The organism is Flavobacterium johnsoniae UW101, assembly GCF_000016645.1.
Taxonomy (GTDB): Bacteria; Bacteroidota; Bacteroidia; order Flavobacteriales; family Flavobacteriaceae; genus Flavobacterium; species Flavobacterium johnsoniae.
Genome location: NC_009441.1, coordinates 5,140,087 through 5,154,312, shown reverse-complemented (window position 1 = coordinate 5,154,312; position 14,226 = coordinate 5,140,087). Strand labels below are relative to the sequence as shown.

Here is a 14,226-nt window from a genome sequence, read left to right as displayed (position 1 = left end):
TTTTTTAAATAAAAAGGCAAAACGTATTACGTTTTGCCTTTTCTGTTTTTTAATTATAACCATTTGCTTTAAGCCATTCTTCACAGTCTCTAGTCCAGAATTTGCTTGTATCTTTTACGCCTAATCCAAAACCATGGCCTCCTTTTTCATATAAATGTAACTCCGCTGTAACACCATTTTTTTTGAGTGCTAAATAATAATTTATACTATTTTCCGGTATCACAACAGTATCATCTGTAGCGTGAATTAAAAAAGCAGGCGGGGTCTGCGCTGTAACTTTCTTTTCGTTTGAAAATGAATTAATTAAATCCTGAGACGGATTATTTCCTAATAAATTAGTCTGAGAACCTTTATGCGTTGTTTCGTTCTCCATTGAAATCACCGGATATATTAAAAGAGAAAAATCAGGACGCGCACTTACTTTATATGCAGACTCATAAACTTTATCATCATAATGTGTTGAAGCAGTAGATGCTAAATGTCCGCCGGCAGAAAAACCTAATATTCCAATTTTATTAGGATCAATATTCCATTTTCCTGCATTTTGCCTTACATAACGCACAGCTTCTTGTGCATCCTGTAACGGCCCAACATTTTTATTCTTCATAATTAAATCACTCGGAAGTCTATACTTAAGCACAAAAGCCGGAATTCCCAAGCTGTTAAACCATTGCGCGACTTTTGTTCCCTCTTTATCAATGGCTAAATGCTGGTAACCTCCGCCCGGCAGAATAATTACAGCAGTTTGATTTGGCTTTGTTACAGCAGGAAAAAATGCAGTTAAAGTAGGTATTGTAACTAAACTGGTACTTTGTACTTTTCCATCTGTGATGACTTCTTTTTCTTTATAGTCGGCTGATTTGATTTCATCAGGTATTTTATTCCAAAGCGGGATAACCTGATTTTGAGCACTTGAATGTAATACAATTCCTGAAAAAAGCAGGACAGTGAGTAAATAAAGGGTTTTTGTGTTTTTCAATTTTAAGTTTAATTAGTTGTTTTACAATGATTTATTGCTTGTTTGCAGCTTTTGTTTTAAAAGTGACAATATAGGATAAAACTCTTTCAAAACTATCTTGTTTTAGGACAATTTTACCCCTAAAAACGGATAAAATTCACCTGTTGACTTTTAACATATATATTGTTTAATGTGTAATTTTGAGTTCTTTTTTTTATGCAATATATTAAATTACATAGTTAAAATAATTTTATATACAATTTATTTGGAATATAAAGATTAAAAACTATATTTGTGCAATCGATTACATTATTACGGTTTTATAAAATTAAAATATTGATTTTAATGTGTTTAAATTATGCGTAGTGTGTATAAGATTTTTCCAAAAAAAATATCTAACTATAATAACCCGTTACCATGAGTCAAACCGATGCTGTTACAGTAAATCAAACCGTTAAGTCCGCAGGAAGATATCGTTGGAGTATATGTGCTCTGCTTTTTTTTGCAACCACTATTAATTATCTCGACAGACAAGTTTTGTCTTTAACTTGGAGTGATTTTATTGCACCGGAATTTCATTGGACAAATAACGATTATGGAAATATCACGGCTTTATTTTCTATTTTTTATGCCGTTTCTTTATTATTCGCAGGAAGATTTATAGACTGGATGGATACTAAAAAAGGATTTCTGTGGGCAATTGGAATTTGGTCTATAGGAGCTTGTTTACATGCATTTTGCGGTATCGCTACTTCTGGAATTATTACAGGAAACTGGCTGGTAGGATTTCATGGATCAAAAGAAATTATAAGTACAATAAACGACACGGGACTTGTAATTAATGTAAGTGTAGCTTTGTTTATTTTTGCTCGTTTTGTTTTGGCAGTAGGAGAAGCTGGAAACTTTCCTGCAGCAATTAAAACTACAGCAGAATATTTTCCTAAAAAAGACAGAGCATTTTCTACAAGTATATTTAACGCTGGTGCCACAGTTGGTGCATTGGCAGCTCCAATTACAATTCCGTTTATTGCTAAATCATTTGGATGGGAAATGTCTTTCATCATTATTGGAGCATTAGGTTTTATATGGATGGGATTCTGGGTTTTCATGTACGATAAACCAGAAAGACACCCAAGAGTAAGTCCTGAAGAATTAGCTTATATTCAGCAGGATGATATTGCAGACAGCAAATTAGAAGGTTATGTTCCGGAAACAACTTCAAAAGTTTCATTTGTAGACTGTTTTAAATACAAACAAACCTGGGCTTTTGCTTTTGGTAAATTTATGACAGATGGTGTTTGGTGGTTTTTCTTATTCTGGACTCCGGCTTATTTAAGCTCAGTTTACGGAATGGATTCTACAGAAGCAGCTTTACCATTATTTGTTTTATACATGATTACATTATTATCAATTATTGGCGGCTGGCTTCCAACTTATTTTGTAGAAAAGAAAGGAATGAACCCATACGAAGGAAGAATGCGAGCGATGTTAATTTTTGCTTTCTTCCCATTGCTGGCCTTAATTGCACAACCGTTAGGATATATCAGTTACTGGGTTCCGGTAATCATCATCGGAATTGCAGGAGCGGCACACCAGTCTTGGTCGGCAAATATTTTTACAACAGTAGGAGATATGTTCCCTAAAAAAGCTATTGCAACAATTACAGGAATTGGTGGTTTAGCAGGAGGAGTAGGATCTACTTTAATCAATAAAGGCTCTGGAGTTTTGTTTGATTATGCTAAAGAAACTGAAATGGTTTTTATGGGATTCAAAGGAATAGAGGCAGGATATTTTATCATTTTCTCTATTTGTGCTGTATGTTATTTAACAGGATGGATTGTAATGAAATCTTTAGTTCCTAGATACAGTCCGATCACAAATTTGTAATGGATAATTTTTCTAAATAGAATAATTTTTTCATTTGAATTATGGTTTTTCAATATAAAAAATTAATTTTGTGCAATCGATTACATTAAACAAAAATTATGACAAAATATAGTTCAAGATACGCGTCAAGTCCAGAAGCTGTAAAAAAATATGATACACAACAATTGAGAGAAGAATTCTTAATTGATGATTTAATGCAGGAAGATGAAGTTGTATTAGTTTATTCTCATTACGACAGATATATTGCAGGATCTGCAGTACCAGTAAAAGGAGATTTAGTTTTAGAAACTATTGATCCCTTAAAAGCACCATATTTTTTAGAAAGAAGAGAGCTTGGAATTATTAATGTAGGAGGAAGCGGTTCTGTGGTTGTTGAAGGAACCACTTATGAATTAGGATTTAAAGATGCTTTATACATTGGAGCTGGAAATAAAGAGGTGGTTTTTAAAAGTGATGACAAAAACAATCCTGCTAAGTTCTATTTAAACTCTGCACCAGCACACACAACTTATCCAACTAAGAAAGTAAGTTTAGCTGAAGCGAATAAATTACAATTGGGTACAATGGAAACGGCAAATCACCGTACCGTTAACCAAATGATTATTGGAAGTGTTGTTACTACCTGTCAATTACAAATGGGAATGACAGAATTAAAACCAGGAAGCGTTTGGAACACTATGCCGGCTCACGTTCACGACCGTAGAATGGAAGTTTATTTCTATTTAGATATTCCGCAAGATCAGGCAGTTTGCCACTTCATGGGGCAACCGCAAGAAACGAGACATATCTGGATGAACAATCATCAGGCCGTAATTTCGCCGCCTTGGTCAATTCACTCAGGTTCAGGAACCAGCAACTATACTTTTATCTGGGGAATGGCTGGTGAAAACTTAGATTACGGAGATATGGACGTTTGTAAAATCACTGATTTAAGATAAGAAAATGACAAACTTATTTGACATAAAAGGAAAAGTTGCCCTTATTACAGGAAGTACGCACGGACTGGGAATGGCAATGGCAAAAGGACTTGGACAAGCCGGAGCAACAATTGTTGTAAACGGAAATTCATCTCAGGAAAAAATTGATAATGCTGTAAAAGAACTTCAAAGTGAAGGGATTAATGCAGTGGGTTATAAATTTAATGTAACTGAAGAACAGGAAGTAAAAGATGCTGTTGCTAAAATTCAGGCAGAAGTTGGACCAATCGATATCCTGATTAACAATGCAGGAATCATTAAAAGAATTCCGCTTCTGGATATGGAAGTTTCAGATTTCAGAGAAGTGGTTGATATTGATTTAGTAAGTCCATTTATCGTTTCTAAGCATGTTGCAAAAGGAATGATTGAAAGACGTCAGGGAAAAATAATCAACATTTGCTCTATGATGAGCGAATTAGGAAGAAATACGGTTTCTGCTTACGCTGCTGCAAAAGGCGGTTTAAAAATGCTGACGAAAAACATGGCAACAGAATGGGCAAAATATAACGTTCAGATCAACGGAATCGGGCCAGGTTATTTTGCAACAGAGCAGACAAAACCAATTAGAGTTGACGGGCATCCGTTTAATGATTTTATCATAAGCAGAACTCCTGCTGCAAAATGGGGAGATCCAAGTGATTTAGCCGGAGCAGCAATATTTTTATCTTCCAAAGCGAGTGATTTTGTAAACGGGCATATTTTATATGTTGACGGTGGAATCCTGGCTACAATTGGAAAACCTTCAAACGAAGAATAATTCTCAAATTATATTTAAAAAGACATGAGCGCAAATACATTCATACACGACAATTTTTTATTAGAAAATAAATACGCTGAAGAGTTATATCATAATTACTCTAAAAATCAGCCGATTATTGATTACCATAATCACTTAAATCCGCAGTTTATTGCAGAGGACAAGATTTTTGATAACATTACGAATGTATGGATTAACGGCGATCATTACAAATGGCGTGCAATGCGTACGTTAGGAATCGATGAGCAGTTTGTAACAGGAAACGGTTCTGATAAAGATAAATTCTTAAACTGGGCAAAAACGGTTCCGTACACAATGCGTAATCCTTTGTACCACTGGACACATTTAGAATTAGCTCGTTATTTTGATATTTATGATCTGTTGAATGAAAAATCAGCTGAGAAAATTTATACAGAAACGACAGAGAAAATAAATTCTCAGGCTTACAGCACGCAAAACCTTCTTAAAAAAGTAAACGCTGAATTGGTTTGTACTACAGAAGATCCAATTGACAGTTTAGAATTTCACAAAAAATTCGCTAACAATTCGACTGGAATTAAAATGAGTACGGCTTTCAGACCTGATAAAGCCATCTTAATTGCTAATGATGGTTATAATGCATATCTGGACACATTAGGGGATGTGTCCGGAGTTGCAATTAACACTTTTGCTGATTTACAAGCAGCATTAAGAAACAGAATTGAATTCTTTAATGCAAACGGATGTAAATTAAGTGATCACGGTTTAGACCAAATTTATTTTGAAGATTTTACAGAATCTGAAATCAGTTCAATCTTCAAAAAGAAAAGAGAAAACAGAATTATAACGCCAGAAGAAGCTTTAAAATTCCAGAGTGCTGTTTTGATATTCTTATCAGAAACGTATCATGAGTTTGGATGGGTGCAGCAATTTCACTTAGGTGCATTGCGTAACAATAATGCGCGTATGCACAGAATTTTAGGCCCAGATACAGGATGGGATTCTATTGGAGATTATCCGCAGGCACAAAAACTATCTAGTTTTTTAAATGCTTTAGACAGTAAAGATAAATTGACAAAAACAATTATCTACAACTTAAATCCAGCCGATAACGAAGTTATGGCTACGATGATTGGAAACTTCAACGACGGAAGCGTTCGCGGAAAAGTACAATTTGGTTCTGGATGGTGGTTTTTAGATCAAAAAGACGGAATGACAAAGCAGTTAAATGCACTTTCTAATATGGGATTAATCAGCTGTTTTGTTGGAATGCTTACAGATTCAAGAAGTTTCTTATCATTCCCAAGACACGAATATTTCAGACGTATTTTATGTAATCTCCTTGGAGACGAAATCAAACGCGGAGAACTTCCAAATGATATGGAATGGATTGGAAAATTAGTTGCTGACATTTCATACAACAACGCAAAAGAGTATTTCAAATTCTAATTTTTTTAACCATTAAGATAGTAAGAAAATTAAGTTTTTGATTTAATAAATAGTTACTTAAATAATAAAGATAATTAAGCGTGTGGGCTTAATAAACTTAACCTTTAATAGCAAATAGAATATAAAGTAAAGCTTAATTTTCTTAATGCCTTAATGGTAAAATATAAAAAAGATAGTATGAGTAGAGTAGTTGCATTTGGAGAAATCATGCTGCGTTTATCGACAGAAAGACATTTACGTTTTTCGCAGTCAACAGCATTTGGTGCTACGTATGGAGGCGGAGAATTTAATGTATGCGTTTCTCTTGCAAATTATGGTGTAAATGCTGAATTTGTTACAAGATTGCCTCAAAATGAGATTGGTTTATCGGCATTGAAAGAAATACGAAAAATGAATGTCGAATCTAAAAACATTGTTTATGGAGGAGAGCGTTTAGGAATCTATTTTCTGGAGACCGGAGCCGGAACACGCGGCAGTAATGTAGTGTATGATCGCGCGCACAGTGCGATGGCATCTATTGAAAAAGGGCAGGTAGACTGGGAGAAAGTTTTAGCAGGTGCTGAATGGTTCCATTGGAGCGGTATTACGCCGGCTATTTCTCAAACTGCTGCAGAAGCTTGTTTAGAAGCTATTAAAGTGGCTCATAAACTGGGAATTAAAATTTCCTGCGATTTAAATTACAGATCAAAATTATGGCAGTACGGCAAAGCGCCAAGCGAAGTTATGCCGGAAATGCTGCAATACAGCAATGTTATTTTAGGAGACATTGATACAGCTTATTTCATGTTAGGAATTCCGAAAGTAAATCCGAATTATCAGGACGAAAAATCGCTTCCGGTTTTATATGAAAAATTGTTTCAGTTAATCCCGAATTTAAAAGTAGCGGCAACGACACTTCGTTATTCTGTAAGTGCTTCACACCAAAGAATCGGCGGTGTTTTGTTTGACGGAAAAGCAATTTATCAGGCAGCTGTAAAAGAGGTAACTCCTGTTGTGGACAGAGTAGGAAGCGGTGACGCTTTTATGGGAGGATTAATTTATGGACTGTTAGAATATCAAAATAATAACCAGAGAGCTTTAGATTTTGCTGTTGCGGCTTGTTGTTTAAAACATACAATTGCAGGCGACTATAATCTGGTTACTTTAAAAGAAGTTGAAAATATGATTGATGGTGATGGTTCTGCATTAGTATCAAGATAATTAATTAAAAAAATGGCAAAATATTCAAGAATAGAGGTTGCGCAGACAATGAAAGATAACGGAATGGTGCCGTTGTTTTTTCATTCTGATATTGAATTAAGTAAAAAAGTTTTAAAAGCTTGTTATGACGGTGGTTCCCGATTAATGGAATTTACCAGCAGAGGTGATTTTGCACATGAAGTTTTTGGAGCTTTAAATAAATACGCTTTAGCAGAACTTCCGGGAATGATCTTAGGAGTTGGTTCTGTTACAGATGCAGCTTCGGCGTCATTATACATGAGTTTAGGAGCTAATTTTATTGTAACTCCAGTATTTAGAGAAGACATTGCAATTGCCTGCAACCGCCGAAAAGTATTATGGTCTCCTGGATGTGGTACGCTTAGCGAAATTGCAAGAGCGGAAGAATTAGGCTGTGAAATTGTAAAATTATTTCCGGCAGATACTTACGGACCAGAATTTATAAAAGCCATAAAAGGACCATGCCCGTGGACAAACATTATGCCTACAGGCGGTGTTTACCCAACTGTTGAAAGTTTGAGTTCATGGCTTAACGCAGGGGCAACCTGTGTTGGTTTAGGTTCACAATTAATTTCAAAAGATATATTAGACAAAAAAGACTTTGACGGTTTAACAGCTAAAGTAAGTCAGGTTCTTGACATCATAAAAAATATAAGAAAATAAATAAGGAGTAATCATGCCAACCCTTATTTATATGCGTTTTTTTTAGATTTTAGAGATTGTAATTGAGCATTACGCTTGCAAAATAATTCCTGTCACTCCTCACAGCAGGTTTTATTTTAAAATCAGGTGTAATGTTTCATTTACAATGTTTTAAAGGAACGAATAAGGTTTAAGTGATTATTTATAACACTTTTAAAGAGAGAATTAAAATGGAAAAAATTAACAGATCAAATTCAGAGTTTTCAAACAGGCTTCCAATTAAAATTGTACAATTTGGAGAAGGTAATTTCTTAAGAGCTTTTGTTGAGTATGCTATTCAGAAATTAAACCAAAAAGCAGATTTTAATGCTGGTATTGCAGTTGTACAGCCTATTGATAAAGGGCTTGTGAATATGATCAATGCACAGGACGGATTGTACACTTTATTCATGAAAGGTGTAAAAAAAGGCGAAGAAATTCAGGAAAAAGAATTGATTACCAATATTGTAAAAGCAGTAGACCCTTATGCTTCTTTTCAGGAGTATTTATCTTTAGCTAAAGAAGAAGAACTGGCTTTTATTATTTCGAATACTACTGAAGCGGGTATTGAATATATTGCTTCAGATCTTCCAACGATGACGCCTCCTGTATCTTTTCCTGCAAAATTAACAGTGCTTTTAAACGAAAGATTCAAGCATTTTAATGGAGCAGCAGATAAAGGATTAACAATCATTCCTTGCGAGTTAATTAATTATAATGCAGATACTTTAAAAGAAATTGTTTTTAAATACAGTGCAGACTGGAAATTAGGAGCAGAATTTGAATCTTGGTTAACAAACAGCTGTTCTTGGCATAACACATTGGTAGACAGAATCGTTCCAGGTTATCCAAAAGACCAGATTGAAGAATATAATGCACAGCTTTCATATAAAGATGATTTAATTGTAAGTGCAGAAACTTTCTTTTTATGGGTAATTGAAGGTGATGATAAACTGAAAGCAAAACTTCCGTTTGACAAAACAGATTTAGATGTAAAAATTATTTCTGATATGCAGCCGTACAGAACCCGTAAAGTTAGAATCCTTAACGGAGCGCACACAGCAATGGTGCCATTCTCTTTACTATACGGAAATGAAACTGTAAAAGAAACAGTTGATAATGAATTTACTGGTGGTTTTATCAATAAAGCATTGTTTGAAGAAATCAACGAAACTTTAAACATGGATAAAGCAGAATTGGCTGGTTTCTCTGAAGAAATTTTAGACCGTTTCAGAAATCCATTTGTGAAGCACTTATTATCATCAATCGCTTTAAATTCAATCTCTAAGTTTAAAGTTCGTGTATTACCAAGTTTAACAGGATATGTAGATATTCACGGTAAACTTCCAGTTCATTTAACATTTGCTTTTGCAGCTTTAATTCGTTTCTACAAAGGAACTTGGAACGGACAAAGTTTACCGGTAAATGATAGTGAAGATATTGTAACTTTCTTTGATGGTTTGTGGAAATCAGATGATTATGAGAAAATTGCAAGACTTACTTTGCAGAACAAAAATTTCTGGGATGAAGATTTAACTGAAATATCAGGATTAACAAGAGCAATTACAATTGCTTTAGAAGAAATTGATGCTAATGGTATTGAAGCTGGTTTCGCTAAGTTTCAGGAAAGAATCAAATAAAAAAAAGATAAAAAAAACAAAAAGAACAAGGGTTAATTATGGCAGCGCAGAAAAAATTGATAAAAGTTCACCCAACCGACAATGTAGCGGTTGCTTTGGTGGATCTTACAGCAGGCGAAGTAATTGATTTCGAAGGAGAATCAGTTACAGTTGAGTCTGATGTAAAAATGAAACATAAGATTGCAATGGTTCCTTTTAATGTAGGGGACAGAATCATTATGTACGGAGTTTTAGTAGGTAAAGCAAGTGCAAGAATCGAAAGAGGAGGATTGCTTTCTACTGCAAATGTAAAACACGAAAGCGATAAAGTTACTGGTAAAACAGAAACTATTGGCTGGAATGCTCCAAATATTGATAAATGGAAAGACAGAACGTGGCAGGGTTATCACAGAGAAGACGGACAAGTTGGAACTGAAAATGTTTGGTTATTCTTCCCGTTAGTATTTTGTGAAAACAGAAACATCGAAATCTTAAAAGATATTTTTGAGAAAGAATTGATGAAACCAAAAGAAAACGATTATCAGTTATTGTTACGTTCTTTGGTAAAATCAGAAACAGGAGGAGCAGGAAATCAGGAAGCTTCAAATGATGCGAATTTATTCAACAATATTCAGGTAAAATTCATTACACACCAAGGCGGTTGCGGCGGAATTCGTCAGGATTCTCATAGTCTGGCTAAATTATTAGCTGGTTATGTAAACAATCCAAACGTTGCCGGAGCGACAGTTTTGAGTTTAGGATGCCAGAATCTTCAAATTTCGATTTTTAAAGATGCTTTAGACGCGATCAATCCAAACAGTAAAAAACCTGTTTTAATCTATGATCAGCAGTCAATTGGAACTATCGAAACGATGTTAAGCAGTGTTGTAAAAGATACTTTTGAAGCGATTAAAAAAGCAAACGAAATTAAGAGAGAACCAGCTCCATTATCTAAATTAAGAATTGGTTTAGAGTGCGGTGGATCTGACGGATTCTCTGGAATTTCTGCAAACCCTACTTTAGGAGTAACTTCAGATTTATTGGCTGCTTTAGGCGGTACTACAATTCTTTCTGAGTTTCCTGAATTATGTGGTGTTGAGCAGGAATTAGTAAACCGTTGTGTTGAAGACGAGAGCGGAAAACGTTTCTTAGACTTAATGCAGTGGTATGAAAAAACTGTTGTTGATGCTGGTTCAGGATTTGATATGAATCCTTCTCCGGGTAATATTAAAGATGGTTTAATTACAGATGCAATGAAATCTGCAGGTGCAGCTAAAAAAGGTGGAACTTCACCTATTACCGGAGTATTCGATTACGGTGAATATATCACTAAGCCAGGTTTAACTTTGCTTTGTACGCCAGGAAATGATGTTGAGTGTACAACTGCAATGGTAGGTTCTGGTGCTAATATGGTATTGTTTACAACAGGTTTAGGAACACCAACAGGAAACCCAATTGCTCCGGTTGTAAAAATTTCATCAAACACTCAATTAGCAAACAAAATGTCAGATATTATCGATATTGACACTGGAGGTATTATTACTGGTGAAAAATCAATCGATGAAATGGCAGATGAAATGTTAGAGTTTATTATTGATGTTGCCAGCGGAACAATTAAAACCAAAGCGGCACTTTTAAATCAAAACGACTTTATTCCTTGGAAAAGAGGAGTTTCGCTTTAGGTTTTTAGGTACGAAGGTACAGGGATACAAAGCAGCAAAAGTTTATGTAGAGACGCACAGCAGTGCGTCTTTTTTTATGAATACGGTTTACGTAAGATAGCTCCAGAGGAGCTGAATATTTATAGCAGAAGAATAGAGCCATCATGATATAAGCTCCATAGGAGTGATTTAGTATTGTTTATGGCAAAAAAATAAGCTCATCGTTAAATGAGCTTATAATTTATTAAGGTAAAATATATTTTAAAAGTTTGTTCTCGAAGATGATTTACGAATGTGTAATTCAGGTGCTAAAACCACCTTTTTTTCTATTTTAATAGTATCAGTTTTATCGACTTGTTCTAAGAAAACACGTGCAGCCATTTTTCCCATTTCAAGCGGTGACTGATCTACAGATGTAATTGATAATTCCATGAATTTGGTAAAAGGTTCGTTACTAAAACCAGCCACACAAAACTCATTCGGAATGCTAATATTTCTCTCTTTTAATTCCTGAATTGCTCCTAAAGCAGCAAAGTCACTCGACGAGAATATAGCATCAGGCGGTGTTTCTAATTGCAGCAGTTTATCGACTGCTTCTTTTCCAGCGTCAACCATACTTTTTACTGGTATAACATATTCTTCTTTAAATTCAATTCCGTGATCTAAAAGAGCTTGTTTGTAGCCTAAAAACCTGTTTTTAAAGATTTCCAGGGACTGATCTCCAGAAAAATGGGCAATATAACGGCATCCTTCGTTAATTAAATGTTTAGTGGTTAAATAACCGCCTCTAAAATCGTTAATAGTTACAGAGCTCACGCCGTCAATATGTTTGCTCCTGTCAAAAAAGATCAGAGGTACATTCTTTTGTAACACATTGTTAAAAGCATCATCATTTTCGCTGGTTACATCGGTAACCGACATCAGAATGCCGTCAACCTGAGCATCAATTAAAGTATATAGATTTTCATTTTCTCTCTGTTTGCTTTCATGAGTCTGACAGATAATTACCTGATAACCGTGAGGCTGTAATTCTTCTTCAATACCACGAATAACAGAAGCAAAAAAGTTGCTGTCAATACGTGGTACAATCACTCCAATATTATTACTTCGGCCGCTTTTTAATGCTAAAGCAAGTTTGTTTTGCTTGTAGTTCATTGAGGCAGCAGTTTTAATAACCAACTCACGAGTGCTTTCTTTTATTTTCGGGTTGTTATTCAACGCTCTGGAAACAGTAGCTGCAGTGATATTTAGTTTTTCGGCAATATCATAAATGGTTACTTTTTCGCTCATTAAAAAGGGGTTTACAAGTTAAATTCTACGACAAAAATACATTTTTTTTATATAATCTGTTGTTTAATGTTATCGATTACCATAACGAATTACTACAACGTTTTATATTCTACAATGATAATAAATTATAATAATTTTTGCATTAAATGTAATTATAATTCTTAATAAAAATTAAAAATACAATTTATTTCTAAATAAATTTGGTTCGTTGAAACATATTTTCTATTTTCGTGTAATCGATTACATAATTATTGATCTTTTCACCTCGTTAAACTAGAAATTCCACACAAATGATTACAAATAAGGTTATAGCGCTCAAATCAGTTGTTTTTTTAAGTATAACAGTCATTTTGACTATATCATGCTCAAAAAAAATTACTCCTGAAGCTGAAACTGATCCGTGGAAAACTATGGAATTAACCATAAAAAACCTCCCAAAAACAAATTTTCAGGATAAAACCTATAATATTAACGATTTTGGAGCTGTTGCAGACGGCAAAACTTTGAACACTGCGGCATTTGAAAAAGCTATTCAGACTTGTACTGAAAATGGGGGTGGAAAAGTTTTGGTTCCAAACGGAAAATACTTAACCGGAGCCATCCATTTAGAAAACAATGTAAACCTTCATTTAGAAGATAAAGCTGAAATTTTGTTCAGTTTAAATCCAAAAGATTATCCAATCGTTCATACTTCATGGGAAGGAACTGAATTAATGAATTATTCACCGCTTATTTATGCTAAAAACAAAACCAATGTTGCCATAACAGGAAAAGGAATTTTAAATGGTCAGGCTGATAGTACAAATTGGTGGATCTGGTCTGGAGCAAAAATGTACGGCTGGAAAAAAGGAATTCCGTCTCAAAACGACCCGACAAATCGTGAAGTTTTGGTTGATATGGCAGAAAAAGACATTCCGGTTGAGCAGAGAATTTTTGGAGAAGGAAGATACCTGCGCCCAAATTTTATTGAGTTTTTTGAATGTAATACGGTTTTGGTAAAAGATATTACGGTTATCAATTCTCCTTTTTGGATTTTACATCCAATAAAAACCAACAATATGATTATTGACGGTGTTACGGTAAACAGCCACGGACCAAATAATGACGGCTGTGACCCTGAGTATTCACAAAACATTGTAATTAAAAACTGCACATTCAATACCGGTGACGACTGTATTGCCATTAAAGCCGGACGTGATGCAGATGGAAGAAGAGTAGCTATTCCGAGTAAAAATATAATAGTACAAAATTGTAAAATGATCGACGGACACGGAGGTGTTGTTATTGGAAGTGAAATATCTGCCGGAGTAAACAATGTGTTTGTAGAAAATTGTGTAATGGACAGTCCAAATCTGGATCGTGCCATAAGAATTAAAACTAATTCAAGACGAGGCGGTATTATTGAAAATGTATTTGTTAGAAACCTTGAAGTAGGAACAGTTAAAGAATGTGTATTAAAACTGAATATGTTTTATAACGTTTACGGGTCACAAACCGGAAACTTTATACCAGTAATAAGAAACATCAATCTTGAAAATGTAAACGTAAAAAATGGCGGAAAATACAGTATTTGGGCCGAAGGTTACAAAGAATCTCCTGTAGAAAATATTACGCTGAAAAACGTAAAAATCCAAAAAGTAGACTCGATCTATTTATTAAAGAATGTAAAAAATATCAATTTTATAAATACCTACATCAATGAAAAAAAAGTAGAATAAACTAAATACTAATGACTATTAACCAAAAAACC

Annotated in this window: 11 protein-coding genes; 9 read left to right on the top strand and 2 right to left on the bottom strand. The window is 34.5% G+C overall.

From position 1 onward, the window contains the following. Nucleotides 1-49: 49 nt before the first annotated feature. Entirely contained in the window at nt 50-979 is a 930-nt protein-coding gene (locus tag FJOH_RS22060; protein ID WP_012026240.1) for an alpha/beta hydrolase, read from the bottom strand. Nucleotides 980-1,375: 396 nt separating this feature from the next. Between FJOH_RS22060 and FJOH_RS22055 the strand changes: the two genes are divergently transcribed. The 8 genes from FJOH_RS22055 to FJOH_RS22020 all read left to right on the top strand — a co-directional run bounded on the left by FJOH_RS22055 (nt 1,376) and on the right by FJOH_RS22020 (nt 11,207). Continuing rightward, nucleotides 1,376-2,845: an MFS transporter gene (locus FJOH_RS22055; RefSeq protein ID WP_012026239.1), complete on the top strand. Its 1,470-nt coding sequence runs from the start codon at nt 1,376-1,378 to the stop codon at nt 2,843-2,845. Nucleotides 2,846-2,943: 98 nt separating this feature from the next. After that, nucleotides 2,944-3,783: a 5-dehydro-4-deoxy-D-glucuronate isomerase gene (gene kduI / locus FJOH_RS22050; protein WP_012026238.1), complete on the top strand. Its 840-nt coding sequence runs from the start codon at nt 2,944-2,946 to the stop codon at nt 3,781-3,783. Nucleotides 3,784-3,787: 4 nt separating this feature from the next. Beyond that, complete coding sequence (locus FJOH_RS22045; protein ID WP_012026237.1) at nt 3,788-4,579, top strand: gluconate 5-dehydrogenase; 792 nt, start codon at nt 3,788-3,790, stop codon at nt 4,577-4,579. A gap of 24 nt (nt 4,580-4,603) precedes the next feature. Then, entirely contained in the window at nt 4,604-6,007 is a 1,404-nt protein-coding gene (gene uxaC, locus FJOH_RS22040; protein ID WP_012026236.1) for a glucuronate isomerase, read from the top strand. Between the two features lie 177 nt (nt 6,008-6,184). Then, a complete protein-coding gene (locus FJOH_RS22035; RefSeq protein ID WP_044048511.1) occupies nt 6,185-7,207 on the top strand; it encodes a sugar kinase in 1,023 nt (340 codons plus the stop codon). Between the two features lie 12 nt (nt 7,208-7,219). Then, complete coding sequence (locus tag FJOH_RS22030) at nt 7,220-7,888, top strand: bifunctional 4-hydroxy-2-oxoglutarate aldolase/2-dehydro-3-deoxy-phosphogluconate aldolase (protein WP_012026234.1); 669 nt, start codon at nt 7,220-7,222, stop codon at nt 7,886-7,888. A 209-nt stretch (nt 7,889-8,097) separates the two neighbouring features. Continuing rightward, nucleotides 8,098-9,546: a tagaturonate reductase gene (locus tag FJOH_RS22025; protein WP_012026233.1), complete on the top strand. Its 1,449-nt coding sequence runs from the start codon at nt 8,098-8,100 to the stop codon at nt 9,544-9,546. A gap of 38 nt (nt 9,547-9,584) precedes the next feature. Then, nucleotides 9,585-11,207, top strand: a complete 1,623-nt coding sequence (locus tag FJOH_RS22020; protein ID WP_012026232.1) for a UxaA family hydrolase — start codon at nt 9,585-9,587, stop codon at nt 11,205-11,207. A 240-nt stretch (nt 11,208-11,447) separates the two neighbouring features. On the opposite strand, the gene FJOH_RS22015 is transcribed toward FJOH_RS22020, so the two are convergent. After that, nucleotides 11,448-12,476, bottom strand: a complete 1,029-nt coding sequence (locus FJOH_RS22015; RefSeq protein WP_012026231.1) for a LacI family DNA-binding transcriptional regulator — start codon at nt 12,474-12,476, stop codon at nt 11,448-11,450. 290 nt (nt 12,477-12,766) lie between these two features. On the opposite strand from FJOH_RS22015, the gene FJOH_RS22010 reads away from it, so the two are divergent. Then, the gene (locus FJOH_RS22010; RefSeq protein ID WP_012026230.1) at nt 12,767-14,194 is read left to right on the top strand and encodes a glycoside hydrolase family 28 protein; all 1,428 of its coding nucleotides are present in this window, start codon (nt 12,767-12,769) and stop codon (nt 14,192-14,194) included. Nucleotides 14,195-14,226: the final 32 nt, after the last annotated feature.

Bases quoted from the DNA above. Each gene is read 5' to 3' on its own strand.
- FJOH_RS22025 (WP_012026233.1), top strand. From the start codon at position 8,098: ATGGAAAAAATTAACAGATCAAATTCAGAGTTTTCAAACAGGCTTCCA.
- FJOH_RS22045 (WP_012026237.1), top strand. From the start codon at position 3,788: ATGACAAACTTATTTGACATAAAAGGAAAAGTTGCCCTTATTACAGGA.
- FJOH_RS22055 (WP_012026239.1), top strand. From the start codon at position 1,376: ATGAGTCAAACCGATGCTGTTACAGTAAATCAAACCGTTAAGTCCGCA.
- FJOH_RS22015 (WP_012026231.1), bottom strand. From the start codon at position 12,476: ATGAGCGAAAAAGTAACCATTTATGATATTGCCGAAAAACTAAATATC.
- FJOH_RS22010 (WP_012026230.1), top strand. From the start codon at position 12,767: ATGATTACAAATAAGGTTATAGCGCTCAAATCAGTTGTTTTTTTAAGT.
- FJOH_RS22020 (WP_012026232.1), top strand. From the start codon at position 9,585: ATGGCAGCGCAGAAAAAATTGATAAAAGTTCACCCAACCGACAATGTA.
- FJOH_RS22035 (WP_044048511.1), top strand. From the start codon at position 6,185: ATGAGTAGAGTAGTTGCATTTGGAGAAATCATGCTGCGTTTATCGACA.
- uxaC (WP_012026236.1), top strand. From the start codon at position 4,604: ATGAGCGCAAATACATTCATACACGACAATTTTTTATTAGAAAATAAA.
- kduI (WP_012026238.1), top strand. From the start codon at position 2,944: ATGACAAAATATAGTTCAAGATACGCGTCAAGTCCAGAAGCTGTAAAA.
- FJOH_RS22030 (WP_012026234.1), top strand. From the start codon at position 7,220: ATGGCAAAATATTCAAGAATAGAGGTTGCGCAGACAATGAAAGATAAC.